The organism is Paenibacillus sp. J31P190, assembly GCF_059692075.1.
Map to the genome: position 1 here is coordinate 88230 of NZ_JCAUAS010000008.1, position 22757 is coordinate 110986.

The 22757-nt window shown below is 45.0% G+C and carries 19 protein-coding genes; 18 read left to right on the plus strand and 1 reads right to left on the minus strand.

Translation table 11 applies throughout. From position 1 onward, the window contains the following. Positions 1–3: 3 nt before the first annotated feature. The 13 genes from AC58U0_RS16325 to AC58U0_RS16385 all read left to right on the plus strand — a co-directional run bounded on the left by AC58U0_RS16325 (position 4) and on the right by AC58U0_RS16385 (position 11127). Positions 4–666: a DUF4183 domain-containing protein gene (locus AC58U0_RS16325; protein ID WP_497380031.1), complete on the plus strand. Its 663-nt coding sequence runs from the start codon at positions 4–6 to the stop codon at positions 664–666. A gap of 83 nt (positions 667–749) precedes the next feature. Then, a complete protein-coding gene (locus tag AC58U0_RS16330) occupies positions 750–1034 on the plus strand; it encodes a DUF4183 domain-containing protein (protein WP_497380032.1) in 285 nt (94 codons plus the stop codon). 140 nt (positions 1035–1174) lie between these two features. Further along, positions 1175–1609 (plus strand): BclA C-terminal domain-containing protein, encoded by a 435-nt coding sequence (locus AC58U0_RS16335; RefSeq protein ID WP_497380033.1) that lies wholly within the window; start codon positions 1175–1177, stop codon positions 1607–1609. Between the two features lie 203 nt (positions 1610–1812). Continuing rightward, entirely contained in the window at positions 1813–2820 is a 1008-nt protein-coding gene (locus tag AC58U0_RS16340; RefSeq protein ID WP_497380034.1) for a LacI family DNA-binding transcriptional regulator, read from the plus strand. Positions 2821–2849: 29 nt separating this feature from the next. Next, entirely contained in the window at positions 2850–3674 is an 825-nt protein-coding gene (locus tag AC58U0_RS16345; protein WP_497380035.1) for an ABC transporter permease, read from the plus strand. A gap of 97 nt (positions 3675–3771) precedes the next feature. Further along, positions 3772–4803: an ABC transporter ATP-binding protein gene (locus AC58U0_RS16350; protein ID WP_497380036.1), complete on the plus strand. Its 1032-nt coding sequence runs from the start codon at positions 3772–3774 to the stop codon at positions 4801–4803. Positions 4804–4829: 26 nt separating this feature from the next. Next, positions 4830–6011 carry an extracellular solute-binding protein gene (locus AC58U0_RS16355; RefSeq protein WP_497380037.1) on the plus strand — a complete coding sequence of 394 codons (1182 nt, stop codon included), beginning with the start codon at positions 4830–4832 and terminating at the stop codon, positions 6009–6011. Further along, the gene (locus AC58U0_RS16360) at positions 6008–6853 is read left to right on the plus strand and encodes an ABC transporter permease (RefSeq protein ID WP_497380038.1); all 846 of its coding nucleotides are present in this window, start codon (positions 6008–6010) and stop codon (positions 6851–6853) included. Before AC58U0_RS16355 ends, AC58U0_RS16360 begins: the two co-directional genes overlap by 4 nt. Then, positions 6850–7314: a hypothetical protein gene (locus tag AC58U0_RS16365; RefSeq protein WP_497380039.1), complete on the plus strand. Its 465-nt coding sequence runs from the start codon at positions 6850–6852 to the stop codon at positions 7312–7314. The genes AC58U0_RS16360 and AC58U0_RS16365 overlap by 4 nt, the downstream gene beginning before the upstream one ends. A gap of 5 nt (positions 7315–7319) precedes the next feature. Beyond that, positions 7320–8312 carry a CehA/McbA family metallohydrolase gene (locus AC58U0_RS16370; protein ID WP_497380040.1) on the plus strand — a complete coding sequence of 331 codons (993 nt, stop codon included), beginning with the start codon at positions 7320–7322 and terminating at the stop codon, positions 8310–8312. A gap of 18 nt (positions 8313–8330) precedes the next feature. Beyond that, on the plus strand, positions 8331–9095 hold the full coding sequence (locus tag AC58U0_RS16375; RefSeq protein WP_497380041.1) for a glycerophosphodiester phosphodiesterase: 765 nt from the start codon (positions 8331–8333) through the stop codon (positions 9093–9095). Beyond that, on the plus strand, positions 9092–10003 hold the full coding sequence (locus AC58U0_RS16380; RefSeq protein ID WP_497380043.1) for a hypothetical protein: 912 nt from the start codon (positions 9092–9094) through the stop codon (positions 10001–10003). The genes AC58U0_RS16375 and AC58U0_RS16380 overlap by 4 nt, the downstream gene beginning before the upstream one ends. Positions 10004–10026: 23 nt before the next feature. After that, positions 10027–11127 carry an NAD(P)H-dependent flavin oxidoreductase gene (locus AC58U0_RS16385; RefSeq protein ID WP_497380044.1) on the plus strand — a complete coding sequence of 367 codons (1101 nt, stop codon included), beginning with the start codon at positions 10027–10029 and terminating at the stop codon, positions 11125–11127. Between the two features lie 397 nt (positions 11128–11524). Here the strand turns inward: AC58U0_RS16385 and AC58U0_RS16390 are convergent, their stop codons facing one another. Continuing rightward, entirely contained in the window at positions 11525–13885 is a 2361-nt protein-coding gene (locus tag AC58U0_RS16390; protein WP_497380046.1) for an immune inhibitor A domain-containing protein, read from the minus strand. A 686-nt stretch (positions 13886–14571) separates the two neighbouring features. Between AC58U0_RS16390 and AC58U0_RS16395 the strand changes: the two genes are divergently transcribed. The 5 genes from AC58U0_RS16395 (at position 14572) to AC58U0_RS16415 (ending at position 21542) form a co-directional block, all read left to right on the plus strand. After that, the gene (locus AC58U0_RS16395) at positions 14572–15930 is read left to right on the plus strand and encodes an ABC transporter substrate-binding protein (protein WP_497380047.1); all 1359 of its coding nucleotides are present in this window, start codon (positions 14572–14574) and stop codon (positions 15928–15930) included. Between the two features lie 109 nt (positions 15931–16039). Then, the gene (locus tag AC58U0_RS16400; protein WP_497380048.1) at positions 16040–16993 is read left to right on the plus strand and encodes a carbohydrate ABC transporter permease; all 954 of its coding nucleotides are present in this window, start codon (positions 16040–16042) and stop codon (positions 16991–16993) included. Further along, positions 16990–17871, plus strand: coding sequence for a carbohydrate ABC transporter permease (locus AC58U0_RS16405; RefSeq protein WP_497380050.1), 882 nt, complete (start codon positions 16990–16992; stop codon positions 17869–17871). Before AC58U0_RS16400 ends, AC58U0_RS16405 begins: the two co-directional genes overlap by 4 nt. A 13-nt stretch (positions 17872–17884) precedes the next feature. Continuing rightward, complete coding sequence (locus tag AC58U0_RS16410) at positions 17885–20605, plus strand: alpha-mannosidase (protein WP_497380052.1); 2721 nt, start codon at positions 17885–17887, stop codon at positions 20603–20605. A 19-nt stretch (positions 20606–20624) separates the two neighbouring features. Then, positions 20625–21542 (plus strand): class II fructose-bisphosphate aldolase, encoded by a 918-nt coding sequence (locus tag AC58U0_RS16415; RefSeq protein WP_497380053.1) that lies wholly within the window; start codon positions 20625–20627, stop codon positions 21540–21542. Positions 21543–22757 lie beyond the last annotated feature (1215 nt).

Sequence of the window (22757 nt, forward strand, 5' to 3'; positions counted from 1 at the left end):
CTTGTGGTCTTTAATACCCTTAACAAAAATCGAATGACTCAAGTTACAAGAAAACATACAAGTAAAAAGAAATGTATCATCATAAAAAAAAAGAATAGTTGTGTAACATCAAAAATAAAATGGAGGGACTCTAAGACAAGTAAGAAAAAAGATTGTAAAAAGAAAACAATGATAATTTACCCTCTTAGAAGGAAAAAACGGAAACTTGCAGCTTGTCCACGACCAGAAATTAATATAACTGCTCCGCAAGGAGCTCAAGGCACACAAGGAGCTCAAGGGCCTCAAGGTACACAAGGAGCTCAAGGGCCAGAAGGCACACAGGGTGCTCCGGGGCCTACGGGACCTGCGGGACCAATCATCATCCCCATTGTCAGCTCTTTGCTGACTGCTAACAGATATTTATTTATTGCGAACACAGATGTTACTCTCCCAACAGTTATTTCTGCAAATCAATTCACAAACGATGAAAATGAATCAGTAGCTGAATTTACTGATCTCGATCAAAATAGTTACGCTAATCTCTACATTAACGGGATCATGCAAGTTGGTGCCTCTTACACTGTGAGTACAAATGCCTTGACCATTATAACCGGCAATGACACCATTTTTGCAGGTACCCCAATCATACTTGAGATCGTTCGATTATCGATTCAAATCATTTCTTGAAATGTTCTATTGTTCGCAATTGATCAGCCCTTCCCTTTTACTATCACTAGCATAATCTAGTTGAGAGAAGGGAGGTGATATATATGCCAATTACAAAACCCTTTATGGCTTCTAGAAGATTTAGTGCTACTATAGCGGACGGAACAGGTGTAGGTGCTGCTTATAATATTCTTGCTACAGCCACCACCAATGACGCCGGTGCTGCTGCCACAGCTTTTCCAACTGCACCTGCGTATTATAATCTTTATATTAATGCACAGATTCAAACAGCTGACACTTCAACAGTTACCACTACGGCTATTACCATTCCAGGCGGTGATGCACTCGATCCTGCGACTCCAATTGTGATCGAATTTGTTGTAAACTAATTACTTTTCTTGACAAGCAGCCGACAATTTTTATTATTTTTAAGATTGCCGGCTTTTTCAAAATAAACGCCAATTGGGTATATTAGCTAGCTTCATACATATCTACTAAACTATATTAGTTAGTAAGGAAGTGAATATTAATGGCGATTATATACCCAATCTCTCCGCCAATTGTTTCCGGATATATATATAATATAAGTGCTCAAACTGTTCCTATAGAGGCTGATATTATTTTTGATACAAATGGTATCCTTAAACCTGGCATTACACATGTCCCGGGAACCACTGAAATTGTAGTTACAAATCCGGGCAGCTATGAAGTTACTTTTTCCGCGTCAGGTGTAGAGCCCAATCAATTCGCATTATGTGTAAATGGCACACCAGCTACGGGAACCGTTTACGGTTCAGGTGCAGGAACACAATATAACAATGGGCAGGCTATAATCGCTTTAGATGCCGGCGATGTACTTACACTACGAAATCATAGTTCGGCTGCTGCGGTTACCCTTCAGACTTTGGCAGGTGGCACACAAACAAACGTAAATGCTTCGGTTATTATCAAAAAAATAAGTTAATTTCAAATGAGGATCGCCTAAGGAGCATATTTAGCTCGCTTATAGGCGGTCTTTTTTTATGAAAAGAAGCATAAGAAAGAATCAAGGTATTTGATTGTTTTGAAGATTTACAATTTATTATCATGTGGTTGACACAGGAGAAACAAAAATACGTTATTTTTGTTATGTGGGAACGGTCTCACACGAAGAAATGGGGTTGCAGCATGGAGCTTACGATTAAGGAAATTGCCCTGCGTGCCGGTGTATCCAAATCAACCGTGTCGCGGGTGATTTCTGGCAAGGGTTATACCAGTTTGGAGGTACGCGATAGGGTACTCCAGCTGATTGAAGAATTGCAATACAAGCCCAATGCAGTGGCAAGGGCAATGGTTTCACAGAGAACGCACAACATTGGCGTACTCATTTATCGCCAGCATCATCCCATTGCGTCTCATCCGTTTTACGGCAAAATTCTTGATGCTATTTTGATGACAGCCGCAAGCTTGAATTATTCCGTTTTCGTTACAACAGATCATGATATGTCACTGCGTTCTGCTGATTTTATGATGGAGAAAAGGGTGGACGGATTGATCCTGATCAGCCGATTGCAACAGAACGTCATTGATTACATCGCTAACTTCGGAGTTCCGTACGTGATGGTCAATGGCTCCACGGATGTCGACGGGGTCATGCATATTGTCAATCAAGACGAGGAAGGCGGACGGAAGGTCGCTGAGTATCTAACGGATTTAGGACATCGTCAGATTTTCGTGATTGCCGGACCGCAGACGCATCGCAGCCATAATCTGAGGCTGAAAGGTTTTAAGAAGTACATGGCAGGAATTGGTGTTCCGATCCCAGCATCATCGATCTTACAGGCATCGACCTCCACCTTCGGGGAAGGCTATGAGTTAATGCGCAGCCATTGGGAGCAGTTTCGTGCAGGCGGGTTTACATCGCTTTTTGCCACCAACGATATGATAGCGCTGGGTGCCATGAAGTATATGTTGGAGCAATCGGTACGCATTCCTGAACAGGTAGCGGTTGTAGGCTTTGATGATATCGATTTTGCCGCAATGTTCTCACCCTCTTTAACAACCGTCAGGGTCAATACAGAGGAGATGGGGACTCAGGCATTGAGCTTGTTAGACAAGCTCATCCGTCAGGAAGCTAACATTGAGAATCCCAAGCAGCTTGTACCCAAATTAATTGTCCGGCAATCGACCAAATAATTTTCATAGGAAAGGAGTGGTTAGTCCGCATGCGCTGGTATCTAAAAGCGATAGGTCCACGTAAAATCGTGGAATTTATCATACTTATTGTGTTCGTCATCTTTTTCTTGGGCCCGCTGCTCAACCTAGCCATACTTGCTTTTACTGGCAAATGGACCTACCCCGATATCTTGCCGCATGAGTGGTCACTGAAATGGTGGACATTTGTGTTACAGCAGGAGGATATCGCGAAGTCGATCGGTTTGTCGTTTCTGATCGCATCCATCGTGACCGCTCTATCCATTGTGCTTTGTATCCCTGCAGCCTATGCGTTCGCTCGCATACGTTTTCCGCTTAGTCGGTTCTTCTTGTTCTCATTTCTACTGACTCATGCTTTTCCGAAAATGGGGCTTTATGTTTCGATCGCTGTGCTCTTTTACAAACTTGGACTGATGAACACTTTGATAGGCGTTGTTTTGATCCATATGATCAATGTGCTCATGTTCATGACCTGGATTCCAACGGCAGCTTTCCGCAATGTGCATACAGCCCAGGAGGAGTCAGCCAGGGATGTGGGGGCGAGCCCGTTCCGCGTATTCCGCAGTATTACGCTGCCGATGGCGATGCCGGGTATTATCGTGGCTTCGATCTTTACGTTCCTTAATTCGCTTGATGAGGCTCAGGGTACTTTTCTGGTGGGTATCCCCAATTACAAAACGATGCCGATCGTCATGTACTCTATCATCAGCGATTATCCGGCCTACGCGGGTGCAGTATTTTCCATTATCTTGACAGCGCCGACGATTATCCTACTGCTGGCCGCGCAGCGCTTTGTGAGTGCAGATATTATGTCCAGCGGCTTCCAGCTCAAATGAAGATAGACCAGTTAGCAAAGCGTATGCTTCCGATGCGAGTTTTGTTTCGAAGTAATCGCTTAGAAGCAATGCTCAACAAAACTTTTAGGGGGCACCTATGGACATTCAGCTTTCCGTTCAACAATTGACGAAGCGTTATAAAACAGGAGAAGGCGTAACTGGGATCTCCCTCGATGTTCGCAAAGGCGAGCTAATCACACTGCTGGGTCCTTCAGGCTGCGGTAAAACAACGGTGCTTCGCAGCATTGGCGGGTTTCTCGACCCAGATTCAGGCGACATTCTCATTGAGGGCAAAAGCGTGCTAAAATCACCTCCGGAAAAACGTCCAACTTCCATGGTGTTTCAAGGGTACAATCTATGGCCGCATATGACGGTGTTTGACAACCTGGCATTCGGTCTCAAAATACGCAAGATGAAAAAGACTGACATCGATAAGGCTGTGAACGAAGTGCTTCAGCTGGTTCGCTTGCCTGGAGCAGAGCTCAAATATCCCGGTGAACTCTCCGGCGGTCAGCAGCAGCGCATAGCAGTTGCGAGATCCTTGCTCCTTAAGCCTGCTGTTCTATTGCTGGATGAACCCTTTTCCGCACTTGATGCGAAGCTTCGGCACGAGATGAGAGAAGAGCTGCGGGAAATTCAATCCAAGACAGGCCTTACGATGGTATTTGTCACTCATGATCAAGAAGAAGCGTTATCGATTTCAGATCGCATTGTCGTTATGAACCAAGGCAATATTGAGCAAATTGCTACTCCGCAAGAAATTTACGATGAACCGAATACGCTGTTTGTTTCCCAATTTATCGGTAAAATGAACTTTTTGAAAGGGGTGATCACGGCCGGCGGGTTGACCGTAGGGCATCTAAGTTTTCAAAATACAAAAAATCTGTCCGGGCAAGTAAATCTGGCCGTTCGACCTGAAGACGTGATGATAGAAGGTGAAGAGGGAGAAGGCCTTTCCGGCGTGATCAAACAGGTTATGGTACTTGGGCATTATGCCGAAGTGTCCATCGATTTGCCAGAGTACGGTACAATCCGGGCGTTTCAACCAAGGGATTTCGTCAAGGATCTTCATACAGGGCAACAAGTAAAAGCAAGCTTTGCAAAAGTTTTAGCGTATCCGGAAAATTAGACCCATATCCCAAGGAGGAATTATCTATGTTTCGCAAGAAATCCGCTGTTATGTTAGTGACATTAATGACCGCTACTGCCGCTTTTGTATCTGGCTGTGGCAGCTCTTCAACGAATGCAGGTTCTGCAGCTCAAAGCTCCAGTCCGGCCAAAGAAGCAGCTGGTACTAAACAACAGCCTGTCGAGTTTAACTTCTATTTTACCGGCTCGCAAAATGTCAAAGATCTGTGGGATACGTTGATTCCTATGTTTGAGAAGCAAAATGCGGATGTAAAAGTGAAACCGGTCTACATTCCTTCAGGAACAGGCGCACAACCAACCTATGACCGCATTACGGCTGCCAAGCAAGCGAACAAAGGCTCAGGCGATATCGATTTATATGAAGATGGCTTGTCTTATGTAACTCGGGGGCAAAAAGATGGTCTATGGGACACGTTACCAGGCGACAAAATTAAAAACTTGGCAAATGTTGATGAAAAAACGTTAAAAGATATCTCTAATCTCGCTATTCCTTATCGTTCATCTGCGGTCGTTTTGGCTTATAACAGTGATAAAGTAAAGACGCCTCCAACGAATTTGGATGAATTATATGATTGGATCAAGAAAAATCCGGCCAAATTCGCTTACAATGATCCATCCACAGGGGGTTCCGGTAATTCTTTTGTAGCGACAACTCTATATAAATTCCTGCCAGAAGAGGCCATCCATAATTCAGATCCAAGTGTTGAAAAAGGGTGGGATCAAGGCTTTGCGCTGCTCAAGGATCTAGGGAAATCCGTATACGGCAAAGGTATTTATCCAAAGAAAAACCAAGGAACTTTAGATTTACTGACGAGCGGTGAAGTTGATATGATACCGGCATGGTCGGATATGGTTCTTGAGCAATTGGCGAAAGGTCAGCTTCCAAAAACAACAAAAATGGCGCAAATCAAGCCAGGATTTAACGGCGGACCAACCTACTTAATGGTTCCTAAGCTTTCGGAAAAGAAGGATGCTGTCTACAAATTCCTGAACTTCGTTCTTTCTTCTGAGGCACAAGCTGTGGTTGTAGACAAAATGCACGGTTTCCCAGGGATCAAGCTTTCCAATATGTCGAAAGAAATTCAAGACTCATTCAAAGGTGCATCCGAAGGATTCCGCTCTTTCAATATCGGCGAATTGGACAAAGATATGACCAAACGCTGGCAAAGTGAAGTTGCTGCACAATGAGTAAACAAATGAAAATGGGGATACTGGGATTGCTTCTGGTCATCCCCTCTTTTTTATTGCTCTTCGTCACTGTCGTCATTCCGATCGTCATTTCCTTTAAAGAAAGCTTTACCAATAAGTCTGGCGGTTACGATTTTTCCAATTATACGTATTTATTTACGGATAAGCTGATGCGCTCCAACATTATTTTTACACTGGAAGTGACGATTATTTCGGTCATTCTCGTGCTAATTATCAGCTACGCGCTTGCAGCTTATATGAGGTTTAATAACGGTACGATGGTGAAATGGATTCGCAATATGTATATGATTCCAATCTTTATCCCATCCGTTATCGCTACGTACGGTTTAATTCAATTGCTTGGCAACCACGGTTGGGTGTCCCGCATGTTACTTCTGGTTAACGGTGGGGAAATGCCGCGTATTATTTTCGACATGAAGGGGATTATTATCGCCAATTTGTGGTTTAACATTCCGTTCACAACGATGCTGCTTGGATCAGCCTTATCCGCTGTCCCCAATTCTGTCATTGAAAGTGCGAAGGATGTAGGGGCACGGAGATTGCAAATCTTCGTCCGTTTCATTTTGCCGCTTACGTATAAGACTTTGCTCGTTGCGATTACTTTTGTATTCATGGGCGTGATCGGTTCGTTTACGGCTCCATTTCTGATTGGACCCAATGCTCCACAAATGCTAGGGGTATCCATGGAACAAGTTTTCGGTGTTTTCCAAGAAAAACAACTAGCTGCGGCTATCGCTTTCTTTACGTTCCTGCTATGTTCAGTAATGGGATACTTTTATATCCGCAGTATGATCACGGAAGAGAGCGCGAGGTCACGATGAATCAACTTATTCTGGATGTACAAGGAATTGTACATCCCAATTCCTCCAAAACACATATTTCGTATCGGTTTCACTTAGGAACTCAAGGTGGCAAGCTAAGGATCCATTTTGCTTATGAACCTAAAAACTTGGATGATTGGGAACAATCAAAAACGATGATTTTCGAGAGTATACACAAGTACACGGAACCCAATCAGCGTGAGCGGGTTCAGGCGAAATGGGAATCCTTCCTCCCGCTGAAAAACTTAATTACGGTGTCCGTAGACGACCCTGAACGGCACCGCGGTGCGGGGCATCGGCATGATCCTGAGCAGCTGTTGGTTATTAGTGAGCTGGAAGCTTCGCCAGGCTTTATCAGTGGTAAAATGCTTGCAGGCATGTGGCACGTTACGTTAAGTTTGCATGCGATAGTTACAGAAAGCTGCCGTTACACCTTACAAATTCATCATGAGGAGGAATAATCGGCATGCCCTGGATTGCTTGTGAATTACACAGTCATACTTTCCACAGCGACGGAAGACAAACGCTCATGGAGCTTGCTAATGGTGCAAAGGCGCTTGGTTTCGAGTGTATTGCGTTGACCGACCACAATACCATGACGGGTTTGCATGATAAAGCTGCCGTGGAGCAAGAAACCGGAATTTCGATCATTTCCGGGATGGAATGGACGACCTTTTACGGGCATATGGTGACAATCGGGCTGACCAATTTTGTTGACTGGCGTCCGGCAGGCCCAGACGATATCCATAAAGGGATTGCCGATGTTCATAGGAGCGGGGGAATTGTCGGTATGGCACATCCTTATCGCATAGGAAGTCCAATTTGTACGGGCTGTTTCTGGGAATTCAACATCGAGGATTGGAACGATATTGATTATATCGAGGTTTGGTCTGGCACGTTCCCTTCGATTAAAACAGACAACGACCGCGCTTACCGATTATGGACCGACAAGCTGAATGAAGGCTACCGGATCGCGGCCACGTCAGGGCGTGATTGGCACGCCCAAGAGCAAACGGATGAACCGGTATCGGTGACGTATCTCGACATCGATGACGGGGAAGGGACTGTGACGAACCGAGCGGTGCGTGCACTCGCGGCTGGTAAAGTATCGGTAACCATGGGACCTTTGGTAACGCTAGAAATTCGGACAGATACTGCGTGCTACGGTGTCGGCGCCGTCGTTTCTTCGAAGGATCACTTCGAAAGTTATAAGCTCCAAGTAAACATAGATTTTCATGTACGGAAAGAGATATGGGATTTTCAGGAACCCCATTATACGCTAAACTTGATTGGGAATACCGGTGTTCTAAGCGAGCAATTCGTTACTATGGATCAGCCGAATTACGAGATCGAAATTCCTGGCGATGAACTTTTATGGATTCGGGCTGAGCTCAAAGGTAACGTTCGTGGAGTTCGCACATTGATCGCCTTTACGAATGCTATATATGTAGATCGATGAAAGGGAGTGTTTTGTAGCATGGGTTATCGATTTCCACTCATAACCGCTCACTGCGGCAGCATGAACACGATTGATCATACGCTCGATTCCGTGCAAACGGGGATTAGGCTCGGTGCAGACGTGGTTGAGGAAGACGTTAGAGTGACAAAGGACGGCATCCCGGTTTTGGCTCATGATGATGAATGGGTTACCGTTGATGGCTTGAAAATGTCCATTTCGCAAATGCTCTTTGATGAATTAAGAGAGCTTCAGTTTGAGGTCACTCATGGGGAACAACGTGAAACGATTCAAATCTGCAGATTGGAAGATATGCTTCCGCTTATCCAAGCTTCGGGTAAAGTCGTGAATTTGGATTTGAAAGTGGATGAGAGTATAGAACCTGTTGCTTCGTTGGTGAAGCAATATGGGATGTCAGAGCAGGCTTTTTTATCCGGCTGTGGGATGGATCGTGCGATGCTAGCAGAGCGATTGAACCCAGAAGTACGCAAACTGCTCAATACCGACCACGACTTGTTTAGAACACTTCCGTATAGAGATGCTATGGTACAAACCTGCGAGGATGCACTTGCAGCCTCCTGTTTTGGCATCAACATCCATTACAGCATCGTGAGCCAAGAATTAATGGATTATGCAACATCCCTAGGGCTTCCGGTTTATGTATGGACTGTGAATGAAGAAGACTTAATGATGAAGTATGCAGATTTGGGCGTTGCATCTATAACCACACGAAATGTTGCAGCTCTGGTGCAATTGAAGCAAAAGATGCGTGGTGAGCGTTTATGATTGAAATCTACGCCCATGAATTCAAACTTGCTAGTGAGACACTTGCGGCCAAAATGCTGAGCGGTGAAGTTAAAGCGGGAAGCGCTTATTATCAAGCCATGCTTCCTTTATTGGAGTTGCTCCAGCAGGCTTGCCCTGAGCAATCCGAATATTCGGCCTGGCGGGCGGAATATTTCCATCTTGATGGAAATTTACGGCGCGCGGGCGAGCAGTATAAGCGTACGCTGGAGTTGGCTCCGCCGCAGCCGCTGGAAGAGCGCGATACTCGTTTTATTCGCAAATTTTGCCCAATGTTACTTACAACGCCGCTCGAGTGTTTTCCTCTAAAGGATGTGGTGGCTGTTCATCATCCAACACTTCCGCTTATTGGTTACCATTTGTTTTGGGAAGACGATTATGATTTCCCTGACGATTATGAGCCATGCGATCATGAAGAGATTTGGGTAGCGTACGATCCATACACGGAAGCCGTTACGAACGTGCTGACCTTTTTTCATAGTAGTGTCATCGAATCACAGGCCGCCGTACAAGAGGCGCATGAAAATGACGGGCGCCCAATCGTGCGCATTGAGTGGGGGAAACACGGTTCCCTTCTCAAAGGTTGGGAAAACTTAGTGATCCCGATGAAGGAAGTCACTGCCATGGAGTGGCTGCAGGAGACTTTTGAGCAGGTGAAAGCTGGCGGGCGCGTTCCCGATCATCCCTTGAAGAGGCATTGGCCGAAAGGTTTCGAAGGTGACTTTGAAGCCTTTACTAACTTCTCGGTTCCGGTTGATCCGCTGCAATTTCTTGATCAAAAGCCTCTGATTTTCAAATCGCTATGGGTAAATGCTATTATATATACAGAGGGGCTGCTGTACAATTTCCATCCGAAGATGGAATGGCCGCAACGCTTTCAGCGCATTTAAATCAGATCTCTCTGGGGGATACGATGAGAATTCAACTTGAAACAGACCTTTGTAAAATTTTTGATATTCGTTATCCGATCTTCCTCGCGGGAATGGCGGGTGGGCCTGGAACTGCTGAGTTGGTGGCAGCTGTCTCTAACGCAGGCGGACTTGGGACGCTGGGGGCTGCCTATATGACGCCTAGTGCAATCCGTAAAGCAATTCAGGAGATTCGTCAGCTAACAGATGCGCCGTTTGGGGTGAATTTATTTTCCATTCAAATGACGGACAATAATGAAAGAACGAAGGAAGTTCAGCGAGAGCTTAACCAGGTAAGAAACGATCTTGGAATAACGCAAGCAGCTGAGGAGCTCGTGGTAACTCCGGACTATTTTGAGGAACAGTTTGCGGTCGTGTTGGAAGAAAAAGTACCTGTCATTAGTACAGCATTTGGTGTCCTTCCTGAAACCCTGATGCGACGAGCCAAATCAGCTGGCATGCGAATAGTCACGATGGTGACTACGGTTAACGAGGCTATTTTGGCTGAGCAGTCCGGTTGCGATGCCATAGTAGCACAAGGAAGCGAAGCGGGCGGTCATCGGGGAACATTCGACATATCGAATCATCCAATGGGTGCAAACATCGGCACGTTAGCGCTGGTTCCGCAAATTGTTGATTGTGTTCAGATTCCAGTCGTTGCTGCTGGAGGCATCATGGATGGTCGTGGGCTTGTCGCTGCTCTCGTTCTTGGAGCGCAAGGTGTACAGATGGGAACGCGTTTTTTGACTGCGATTGAATCCGGCGCTCACGTCTCCTACCAGGAGGCACTATTAAATAGTACCGAAGAGAGTACAGTCATTACCAAGGTGTTCTCAGGTCGACCAGCAAGAGGGGTTCTCAACCAATTCATTAGAAAATGGGATGCGAAAGGTGTAGAGCCACTTCCTTTTCCAACGCAAAATACCGCTACACGCGATATTAGGAATGCTGCAGCTAATCAAAGCAATGCTGACTATATGTCCTTGTGGGCAGGACAAGGTTCAAGAATGCTTACATCCGGACAAAAAGCAGGGCATATCGTGGCTGAAACAATCCAACAAGCCAAGTTCATATTGTCGATGGAAAGTGTAGGCGATACGAAATAAAGCGGGCTCTCCAAAAGGTAAAAGTGCACAGAAAAACAAAAAATGAGGCGGCAATGTTATTGCCTTCTCATTTTTTGTTTTATGTCGATATTGCAAGGGGTAAGTCACCCGATCTCTATTTGGCGGAACGTCGATTCGCTATTTTGGGAAATCTGCGCTTGAAATCGAATGAGAGGAACGAGGGGACGCTATTTGACCAAAAATGCATGATCCAAAGGCAAAAACCGCGAAATAACGGCTCTACGTTCCACATCCTCTTAATTTCGGTGTTTTTCGCCCAAATAACGCATCGTCGTTCCTCATCCTCGTGATATTGGAGGGGAGCTCGATCAAATAGCAGATCGACGACGCTCCCCTCAGCAAATTCTGAATTCTGCTTACTGTAACATTATTGAGATTATTTATGAATCCAAACTAATCCAGCAGAATTATCTTTTGCCTCACCGACAACTTTGAACTTCAATCCATAATTCGGCACAATACGGCCAGCGTCTGGAATTACTGTATTCATATAGCTGTTGGAGTCTGAAAACTCCTCTACACCATGCATGGATTTGTAATTATACTCGCCTCTAGTTGGGTTATTGATGTACCACGAAGGCGTTTTGTCCAAGGAGAAGGCCGCATCTGCAACTTGATAGCGAGTCGTCTGAGCGACGGAATCCTGTCCATCTTTCTTGAATATTAAAGCGTCAGAATGAGAATCGACTACGCCAAGGAATCCTTGTCCAGGATGGATACCAACCCAGTTGTCTAGATAACTGTCATCTGCATACCAAACGACAAGTCCGGTATTATATTTGACACCACGGCTGTAGGCAAGAGCTTTATCGGCTCCAGCGTAGTTTCTCCATTCCAGATAGTAATAGTGCTTCTTATATTCCAAACCGTTCGATACAACAAAGCCGTCCAGGTTAAATTTAGAAGCGCCTTCGGCATCGTCTGAGAATACAACTTGACCATTTACGGTTAATTTCGCATTATCCATTGCAAAACCATTTAATGCGAGTCCACCATCCGTAACGTAGTCAAAGTGGAGGGTAACCTTTTTGCCAGCAAAATGGCTTAAATCGTAGGACTTGTCTACCCAGGCTCCGTTTGTAGTTTCCGCGCGCGCGTCTCCGTTCGTATCATTGTCACCAATGATATCGAGGGTAACTTGTTCGTTATAAGTTGATGCTGTAACTGTTAAGTAGTCATACTCAAACTCGACATCATATAAGGTTTTAAAATCAAATGCAGCCGTTTGGGCTTGGGTTAAATCAAACTCAGGAGTTGAGAGAGTGGTATGAAGGTTATCGCCTTTTGTACTGTAATAATAACGTGCACCGAATGCTGGTTGAATACCTGGAACTGCTTTATCCGGTAAATTGACTTTAACAATACCTGGGTTTTTTGACTTCGTTACACTCTGATCGATGATGGCACCTGTACCTAATTTCGAAATGTCTGCGGCATCAATTTCACTTACATTTGCCCAGTTTCCGCCCATAGTTTTCTGGAAAAACTCTTTATTTTGAGGTGAAAAGGAGCTAGGTGTTGTGCCGGCAATTTTACCGTTCCAACTACCGCCGCTCATAATGGACCAAGAAGCAACGGGCTCACCTTGTCCGGTATACTGGGTATCGTATTCATCTGGCAGACCTAAGTCATGACCGAATTCGTGTGCAAAAACTCCTACTGCACCATCTTCAGGTTGAATGGTATAGTCATAAGCAGCCATACGGCCACCCCAATAGTCGACCCCCGCAGTCGTGCCAGCAACAGGATACACACCATTTAAAGTCCAGCGGTGAGACCAAATGGCATTATCGCCTAATTGTCCGCCACCAGCTTCTTGGCCCGTTCCTGCATGAATAATCATCAGGTGGTCAATTATCCCGTCGGGTTCGTTTTGATTACCATCCCCATCTATATCGTATTGATCAAATTTGTCATAATCAGCCAGATTAATGCCGGATGCTGCTGCCGCATTTAGAGCATCTTTCACTAGATCGCGAGGCCCCTTAGGGCTTAAGTTATCATGACCGCCAGCCGGGTTATCATCTCCGTATTGGGCAGCTTGACCAGGAACGGTTAACCAATCGGATACGTATCCATTTACGGTATAACTGCCACCGGATTGCTCTTCATAATATTGTTTGAAGGTTTGGATCTTAGATCCATCGAATAAGGTGAAATCATTATTTCCAAACATCAGCTTCTGATAATGATCTCGATTGAAATCGTTTGCGTACATGTAACCAGGCTCTTGCTTTACGTTGTTATGTTTAAAGTCTGAAAATTCCGTCAAAAGAACGAGTACTTTGTCTTCACGAACAGAACCGTTGTATGTATCTTGTTTTGCCGAGGGTACGGGTAAGCCATTTGGATTGCCTTTTTTCAAGTTCTCTTGGCCTTTGTTCAGTTGGGAAAAAAGCTTGGTTTTCTGCTTCGCTATGAAATCCTTTGACTTTTTGTCTATTTCATCATGATTTGTGTCTTCTTTTGATTTAACACTTTTATTGTTTTTAGCTGCTACGTAAGACTTGACTGCTTTGGCTATTTGTTCAGGAGTGGCACTTGTGCTTAACAGCCCTCTGTCCATTAACCCTTTTGCCAAACGCTCATCGTCTAAAATATTAAAATCTACCGGCGGTGCTTCAAGTGCCTCTGAGTAGTCGGATTCTGCTGCGAATGCAGAAGATGTTGTGAAAAGTCCTGCTGTTAAACTTGTTGCTAGTAATAGTCTAGTGATTTTCAAGGTGCTTTTTTTCAAAATGAAACCTCCTACAATAGAGTATGAAACCTATGAAACCAACCTATTAATTTAACCATTGGTATATTAAAATTAAATAATAGTTTGACTATTCTAGTAAGTGCTTTTAGTCCTGCGCAGTTTGACCCATATATTTCCTATTTCGACCATTTCCTTGATTTTTCGCAGCATTTTGATAGGACATTAGTGCGCATTCGACATCGTAATTTTGTTCTCTTTTATATTTAACTAGACTCTAGTATTTAGACAGACGAGCTAGTGATTCAGAAACATGAAATCTCCCCATCTAATGGATGTGGGAGATTTTTTTGATTTGTAGAGTTAGGGGGAAGCGAAGCTTATCCCTTTTTTGTAAGTTAAGAATTTATATGTTTTGGGTGACTGAGAGGTTACCCTTTATTACAGGTGAGATAAGGCCTGATATTCGCGCTGAGTGTTCAAAAGTCCAATAAATAGCAATCATAGGAGTTAGTGGGCATAAAATGTGGCTTCTAGTGGGATTGGGTGAATATATCACGAAAATTCACTTGAAAGCGTTTAAAAATTTGTTGACAATGCAGCTTTTGTTGGTATTATAAGTGTATAGGCTTCAAAAAGCCACATTGCAAACGCTTTATTTTGTGGGATTTTCGATATACAATGTGGCATTGGTTGTCTAACCATTTAATTAGGGGGAATGAAACCGTATGAAGAGAGCAAATAAATCCATGTTGGTTCTACTTAGCACAGCGCTCAGCACTGGATTAGTGTTGACTGCATGCAGCACGGATAAAACAGCTAGTTCAAGTCCAAGTGCCAGTGCTGGAACTGGTGCAAGTCCAGCTGCAAGTGCCGCAGTAGAGAAGCCGAAGGGGAAAGTTACACTGGATTTTTGGACTCATTGGGGTTCTACAACACGTCGTCCTATTATTGAGAAAATTATTAGTGATTTTAATGCTTCTCAGGACCGCATTACCGTGAAACATACGTTCTTACCTTATGGAGATGGTTGGACGAAAGAACTGGCAGCCATTGCTGCAGGTAATCCGCCCGATGTCATCATTCACGATATTAGCCAGGTTGCTCAACGTGCCAGCAAGAAGCAAGTAACGAATCTTACGCCTTACTTAGCGAAGGACAACATCAAAGATCGTTTCTTCCCGCACTTATACAACGCGATGCAATATAAAAACGAAGTTTATGCTTTACCATTTGTAACAGACACTCGCGTATTGTTCTATAACAAAGCTATTTTTAAAGAAGCAGGACTCGATCCAGAGAAACCGCCAAAAACATGGGCTGAGTTGGAAGAGTATTCCAAGAAAATCGATAAAATCAACAACGGTAAAATTGAGCGCTTAGGCTATCATCCTCGCTTAGCAGGAGGGCAAGATGTGTTCTTGAACAACGCGGATGGCGGAAGACCTTGGCTGGACGACAAAGGTATTTATATCAATTCACCTAACCGGATTGCTGCACTCGAATGGTATAACAGCTGGGATGCTCGTCTAGGCAAAAAGGAAGTTGACGCTTTCAAAGCTAGTTTTGGCAGTAAAACGAACGATCCGTTAATTGCTGGGAAATTAGCTATGAAAATTGATGCGGGCACATTCTGGACTCAAATCCGTGACTTTGCCGCTAAGAAAGAAGACTTTGGTATTGCTGCAGTACCTGAATACAAAGCAGGAAGCGGAAACTGGAGCGTCGGTGGAGGCTTTACCATTGAAATTCCGTTTGGCGCTAAGCATCCAGATGAAAGCTGGGAGTTCTTGAAATATATGACGGATGTCGATGCACAGAAATATTGGGCGCAATTCAACTTCGATAACGTATCCAATATTAAAGCATCCAATGATCCAGATTTGATCAAGGATCCAATTTACAAGTTTACTGTTGATAACTTGAAAGATACTGTGCTTGCGCCAGTACCAGTAACAGCACCTGATTTTGCTAACTTGATGAATCCACAAATTGATGAGGCGATTCTAGGGAAGCAAAGCCCGAAAGAAGCCTTGGATAAAGCACAGAAAGCGGTTGAAGACTTAGTTAAGCAAAATACAAAGTAAGCTTTAGAACATAAGGGTGGAGTCGTAGTGTATTACTGCTCCACCCTTTTCACATAAGCAGAAGATTTGAATTGTCAGATATAGAAAGAAATGTTAAGGAGGGACACATGTGAATCCCCAAGTGAATAAGGTTATCCATCCGAAAAAGAGAAGCAAGTGGTCTTTGGATAAGAAAGAAGCGCTAGAAGGCTATGGTTTCGTTGCCCCGTGGTTTATTGGTTTTCTGATTTTTACAGCAGGTCCTCTGTTGTTCTCTTTATACGCTAGCTTTACGAACTATGACATCACTTCACGTATGGACTTTATTGGTTTCGACAACTATAAACGCATGTTTACGGAAGATCCACTGTTCTGGAAATCACTCCGAAATACCCTTTACTATGTTGCACTTGCCGTTCCGTTAACCACTATGGGCTCTGTGATTCTTGCCGTTTTACTGAATGTGAAAATTCCCGGCATGCGATGGTTTCGGACGATTTACTACCTGCCAACTGTCTTGTCCGGTGTAGCTGTTTATATGCTTTGGATGATGCTTCTTAACCCAGAATCAGGTCTCATTAATACGGTGCTAGGCTGGATTGGAATTGAAGGACCGGCTTGGTTGACGGATCCTGCTTGGACGAAAAATGCGATTGTCATGATGAAAATGTGGGCAGTCGGCGGAGGGATGCTGCTGTTTCTAGCGGCGTTGCAAGGAGTATCCGATCATTTGTATGAAGCAGCTGAAATTGATGGCGCATCCAGCATTCGCAAGCTTTGGCATATCACGGTGCCGATGATTACGCCTGTTATCTTCTTTGATGTCGTCACAAGCTTAATTGGCGGCTTCCAAATTTTCCAGGAAGGTTATGTCATGGCCGATGACCCTGGTGCTCCGGGATCTCCTGCGAACTCCCTCTTGTTTTTCAATCTTCATATGTTTCTGAAAGCTTTCAAAATATTCGATATGGGATATGCCATGGCCATGGCCTGGTTCCTTTTCATCATCGCAATTATCGTTACCATCATTAATATGGTGATGTCGAAATACTGGGTTCACTACGAAGGAGGAGATTCGCGATGACTGTCGCTGCAGCTGTAAATAAGAAATCATATTATCAAAGCCGCAAGACCAAGCAAAGGATCTCCAAATGGGTCGTAACCTTGATTCTCATTGTCGGCAGTTTGTCTTTTCTCATGCCGTTCTGGTGGATGATTCAAACATCCTTGAAATCGTTGACAGAAGTCGTCACATATCCGCCGACCTGGTTTCCTAAGAAATTCGAATGGTCCAACTATAAAACGGCGTGGGAAGCAGGGAATTTTGCGAGATATTCGGCCAATTCGCTATTAATCGCTACAACCGCGGTAATTGCGCATGTAATCTCGAATTCATTCATCGCTTATGGATTTGCGAAAATTCGCTTTCCCGGGAAAGGGCTTCTGTTCTCCATCATTCTTGGGACGATGATTATTCCGGGATTCGTGACCCTCATTCCACAGTACATTTTATTTTCAAAATTGCATTGGGTTGGGACTTACTTGCCCCTCGTCATACCAGGTTTTTTCGGAAGTGCCTTTCATATCTTCCTTATACGTCAATTCTATTTGGGAATTCCCAATGATTTAGTTGAAGCTGCGAAAATTGACGGTGCAAGCCACTTGTATATTTGGCGCTCGATTATGCTTCCGTTGGCTAAGCCGGCACTCGCTACGGTGGCAATCGGTACTTTTACAGGAGCCTGGAATGATTTCCTTGGACCGCTGCTTTATGTAAATGATGAATCAAAGTATACGCTGCAGCTTGGTTTACAGGCTTTCAAGGTCAGCTCGGGCGTTAGCCAATGGCACTTGCTGATGGCGGGTTCGGTGATGGTAATGATTCCGGTCATCGCAATATTCTTTATTTTCCAAAGATATTTTATCGAGGGAATGAACATCAGCGCCGGTACGAAAGGGTAAGGAGGATAAAAACTTGGATCGCAAATATCGTGTGTTTATTTACCATCATACCCATTGGGATCGGGAGTGGTGGGCGACGATGCAGGATTTTCGCATCCGCCTGGTAGAGCTTATCGATGAACTGCTGGATACGATGGATAACGATCCGGAGTTCCGCTGCTTTTTGCTCGATGGTCAAACGATTGTCTTGAAGGATTATCTGGAGATTCGGCCGGAAAATCAAGAACGTCTTCTGCATTATATCCATGAAAACCGGATTCAATGCGGTCCTTGGTACATCTTGCCAGATGAGTTTCTCGTCAGCGGTGAGGCGCATGTGCGTAATTTGATGCTAGGTGCACGCATGGCTGAGAAGCTTGGCTATACGAACTTGGATGTCGGTTATATCCCGGATACATTTGGTCATATCTCTCAGATGCCGCAGATTCTCCAAGGCTTCGGGATTGATAATGCGATGGTCTGGCGAGGGCTCGGCGGAGCTTCACCCGACTTTAAACAAGAGTTCCTGTGGGAAGCTCCAGATGGCACGCAAGTGTTCACGTACTGGTTCCCGGATGGCTATTATATGGTGGATTTTCTCCACTTTGACAATCCGCTCAAGACTTATGACGAAACTTACGGCAGAGTCCGTAAATCCTTGGAACGCTGGGCTCCACGGGCAACGACGGATTGCTTGTTAATGCCCTATGGCGGTGATCACAGGCTTATTGATGCGCGATTGCCGCGATTAATGAAGCAGGTGGGCGAAGATTTGCAAGAAATCGCGGAGCTGCACTGGGGAACAACGAAAGATTTCATCGAAGCCGTTCGCAGTCAGAATCCTTCATTAGAAGTTATACATGGCGAGCTTCGTCATTTTGGCGTAGATTTACCCCATGTATTGCCCGGTGTATTGTCAGCACGTCTATATTTGAAACGACATAATTTCATTGGACAGCTGGCATTGGAGCGCTACGCGGAGCCTTTCTCAGCACTTGCCTGGCTAAGCGGCCGCAAGTACGAATCAACCCTGCTGTGGACCGCATGGGAGCTTCTTGTCCAGAATCACCCGCACGACAGTATTTGTGGATGCAGCATTGACGAAGTACATCGGGAGATGCTGCCAAGGTTCGCGCAATCGAAGCAAATAGCTGACATTTTGACCGAGAAAAGCATCCAACACATCAACAATCAAATTGATACAAGCGATTTGGAAGATGGTGGTTTGGCGATTGTTATCCATAACTCACTCAGCTGGACGCGTCACGATACGGCAACCGTATGGGTGGATCGAAAGCTTATGGTTCATCCAAGAACCTATAGGCTGGAGGATTCGGATGGCAATGAGGTTCCTTTTCAGGTGAAGGAAGTCAGCGGTATGAAGCCTATGACGGATAAACATTTTTATACGGAAATACGTTTTCCAGCTGTAGATCTTCCTGGTTTTGGCTATAAGACCTACTCATTGCGTAAAAGGGAAGCAACATGCGATCCCAAACAGGTGTTTTTCAATGCCCTGCTGCCATCTGCCAAGTTGAAAGGAAGCGAAGCTGTAACTGATTTGCAGATCGGACTCCATATCTTGGAAAATGCTTTACTGCGAGTTGAAGTGAATCAACAAAACGGCACGCTGCGCATTACCGACAAACAAAGCGGCCTTATTTATGAAGGTTTAGGCGCCTTTGAAAGCGGAGGGGATGCTGGAGATACCTATAATTATGCAGCCCCATTAGTTGATCGAGTGCTCCGCACAACAGAAACTCCTGTCAGAGTACACGTTTCCGCAGCTGAAGTAGGTTATGCGAGAGGAACGCTTCAAGTGGACATCGATTGGTCCTTGCCGAGGAAACTTAGCGGAGACCGATTAAGCAGAGAAGCTGCCTACACAGAATATCGGATTACGAATTATGTGACGCTTGCCGCAGGATCCGCAAGAGTAGATGTGCGCACGGCGTGGAACAATCAAGCAGAAGACCATCGACTACGGGTGTTGTTTCCGCTTGGTGAGAAGCTCAAGGTTGCACATGCCGAAGGGCATTTCGATGTTGTGGCAAGAGAAGCTGCTGCCCAAGATCACGGCAATGGTTGGCCGGAAACTTATGTACAGCAAAAGCCTCAGCAAGGCTTTGTCAGTGTGAGTAGCAGAGATAAAGGAATGACTGTAGCCAATAAAGGGCTGACCGAGTATGACATGCTTGATGATGAGCAGGGAACGCTGGCTATCACTTTATTAAGGGCTGTAGGCTGGTTGTCCCGTGAGGATACGCTAGTTAGGATTGGCGGAGCAGGCCCCGAAACACCGGTACCTGATGCGCAGAGCCTTGGGTTCAATGAAGCAGAGTATGCAATCTTTGTTCATAAAGGGGATTGGCTGGAATCCCATATATCTCCAAGGGTACATGAATATTTAACGGCTAGCTACGGATCGATAACTGGGAAACATGACGGTGTTTTGGCAAAGAAAGATGGTTGGCTGGAGATAGTGGGAGATCATACCCTTATGCTCAGCGCCTGCAAAAAAGCGGAGAAGTCCGATGCCCTTATATTGCGATTCTGGAATACAGCTAAAAAAGCTACCTCAGCAAAAGTAAGAATGAAGATAAAGCCTGATCAGGTACGCTACGTGAAATTGAATGAACAGCCCATGGATACGAAAGACCTTACTATGGATGGCGATGGAGCATTCACGGTTCATGCGAAAGGTGCCGAAATCATTACACTCGAAATCAGCTTTCCATCTGTAAAAATCAAATAGATAAAAAGGAGAGATCACCATGAATACTGAATTAAGACCCAAAAACGTCATTACACTCAAACAAGCCTTAGAGGTAGCCGAAAAATACGGGTTCGCAATTGGCTCGTTTTCCCCTCGATATACACCGATGATTACGCCCGTTTTGAGGGCTGCCGAGAAGATGAAATCTCCGGCCATTGTTCAGATATCTCATAAAGAACTAATCCGATATGGGATTACACCGAAGGAATTCGCCGATGAATTTTATGAAAAAGTGGTAACGGAAGGGATAACCGTGCCCCTAGTCCTGCATCTTGATCATACTAAGGAATTGGAAACCATCGCTCTTGCGATTGACGCCGGCTTCACCTCTGTCATGATTGACGCCTCTGAGAAAAATTTAGAGGACAATATTAGCACCTCCAAAGAGGTCGCAGATTATGCCCATGCGAAGGGTGTTTCCGTTGAAGCGGAGCTCGGCATGATCGGTACGACGGATTTCGTGGAAACGGATAAAGATGAGGAGCTGTATACCGATCCTCAGGAAGCAAAACGATTCGTGAATGAAACGAATATCGATGCATTGGCGGTTTCCTGCGGGACAGCCCACGGCGTGTATATGGTTAGACAGCCTAAGATCGACGTCGCTCGATTGCAAGAAATCCGTTCTCTAACACCCGTACATCTTGTTCTGCATGGCGGTTCCGGTGTGCCTGCCGAAATGATGGAAGGAGCCATACGCCTTCCAAGCGGCGGTGTGAGTAAAGTGAATATCGCAACGGACTTGGAGCTATCTTTCTTGGGGGCATTGGGACGGGAAGAGAGATTGACGAATGAAGAATGCAAAGCATTGGAACCCTCTCTTTTGGAAAAGGGGAGAGCTGCAGTTGAAAACACGGTCATCGATAAAATGATTCATTTCTTAGGAAGCAAAGCGCAGGCTGATCATTTTGTTTAAAGTGATAAAGGCATAAATGACTGAGGATGGGAGCTTATATGGAAAAAAAGGTGATTTGGAGCATTCAACCATGGGGATTAGCTACTGTGCGGATTGAAATAGTGTAATGCTTCCACCTGTCGGACTCGGGGAATGTGATTTGCCTAACTCCAAAATTCGGTTTTGAGTCGTTCAGCAGCTTCGCTTGGGTAGATTGGGCTATCGTGATTACCAGTGTTGTATTTTCTACAACAATTCACACGCCAAAAGGCTATTTTGCATGTAGATGTTGCATTTTGTACAACAATTTGAACGCATTTCATGCGAAATGGCCTGTATAGGGCCCAATTGTTGTACTTAGTGCAACAATGAAGGGTGAGAAGCGGGGCCTAGGCAGCAATTGTTGCACTTTCTACAACATCATTCGATCGAGAATGTGGTTTCATTCATCCGGGAAGCTCAAGTTTGCTTAGAAGATGATGGATACCTTCTCCGCGAAGCTCAAGTGTGCCTATAAGATGATGGATACCTTCTCCGGGAAGCTCAAGTGTCAATAAGATGATGGATACCTTCCTCAGGCATGCTCAAGTGAGCCTATCTGAGGAAGGATTCCAATTTAAGTCACCTCCGTTGTCAGATTTAATGGTTTGGGTTCTGTTTAAAGTGACAGTTTAGCCCCATTGGGATTGTCGAATTAGAACGGTGGGAGCGCCTCTTTTAGGGGAAGGCTGTGGGCTCGGACGAAACAAATGAAACGATGGCGTGCTCGGACATGAGCAAAAGGAACGACGAAGGGCTTGGACAAGAGCAAAGGGAACAACGGAGGGCTCGGACGAGAGCAAAGGGAACGACGATGCGTTATTTTGTAAAATAACTGTTTTTTCGAGCGTTGAGGGAACATGGATGCGTTATTTCGCCATTTTGGGCTGAATAACGGCTTTCAAAGCGGAAATAAGTGATCTACGTTCCGTTTCGCTAGTCGAATAGCGACTTTCTAGGTAAATAGCGCATCGACGTTCCCTTTCACGATGGTTTGGGTGTCATGATCCCTTTCATGAGGTTTTTGGGTGGCATGATCCCTTTTCTCGAGGGTTTTGGGGTGGCATGTTCCCTTTCATGAGGTTTTTGGATGATAAGTCCCATTTCCCGAGGGCTCTGCATCTTATGTTCCCTTTCATGAGGATGTACCGCTAAAGAAGTTGAACAACAAGATACCTATGACCTAGCCTCGGTTAT

Coding starts and splice junctions, on each gene's coding strand:
- AC58U0_RS16330 (WP_497380032.1), top strand. CDS start 750: ATGCCAATTACAAAACCCTTTATGGCTTCTAGAAGATTTAGTGCTACT.
- AC58U0_RS16335 (WP_497380033.1), top strand. CDS start 1,175: ATGGCGATTATATACCCAATCTCTCCGCCAATTGTTTCCGGATATATA.
- AC58U0_RS16340 (WP_497380034.1), top strand. CDS start 1,813: ATGGAGCTTACGATTAAGGAAATTGCCCTGCGTGCCGGTGTATCCAAA.
- AC58U0_RS16345 (WP_497380035.1), top strand. CDS start 2,850: ATGCGCTGGTATCTAAAAGCGATAGGTCCACGTAAAATCGTGGAATTT.
- AC58U0_RS16350 (WP_497380036.1), top strand. CDS start 3,772: ATGGACATTCAGCTTTCCGTTCAACAATTGACGAAGCGTTATAAAACA.
- AC58U0_RS16355 (WP_497380037.1), top strand. CDS start 4,830: ATGTTTCGCAAGAAATCCGCTGTTATGTTAGTGACATTAATGACCGCT.
- AC58U0_RS16360 (WP_497380038.1), top strand. CDS start 6,008: ATGAGTAAACAAATGAAAATGGGGATACTGGGATTGCTTCTGGTCATC.
- AC58U0_RS16365 (WP_497380039.1), top strand. CDS start 6,850: ATGAATCAACTTATTCTGGATGTACAAGGAATTGTACATCCCAATTCC.
- AC58U0_RS16370 (WP_497380040.1), top strand. CDS start 7,320: ATGCCCTGGATTGCTTGTGAATTACACAGTCATACTTTCCACAGCGAC.
- AC58U0_RS16375 (WP_497380041.1), top strand. CDS start 8,331: ATGGGTTATCGATTTCCACTCATAACCGCTCACTGCGGCAGCATGAAC.
- AC58U0_RS16380 (WP_497380043.1), top strand. CDS start 9,092: ATGATTGAAATCTACGCCCATGAATTCAAACTTGCTAGTGAGACACTT.
- AC58U0_RS16385 (WP_497380044.1), top strand. CDS start 10,027: ATGAGAATTCAACTTGAAACAGACCTTTGTAAAATTTTTGATATTCGT.
- AC58U0_RS16395 (WP_497380047.1), top strand. CDS start 14,572: ATGAAGAGAGCAAATAAATCCATGTTGGTTCTACTTAGCACAGCGCTC.
- AC58U0_RS16405 (WP_497380050.1), top strand. CDS start 16,990: ATGACTGTCGCTGCAGCTGTAAATAAGAAATCATATTATCAAAGCCGC.
- AC58U0_RS16415 (WP_497380053.1), top strand. CDS start 20,625: ATGAATACTGAATTAAGACCCAAAAACGTCATTACACTCAAACAAGCC.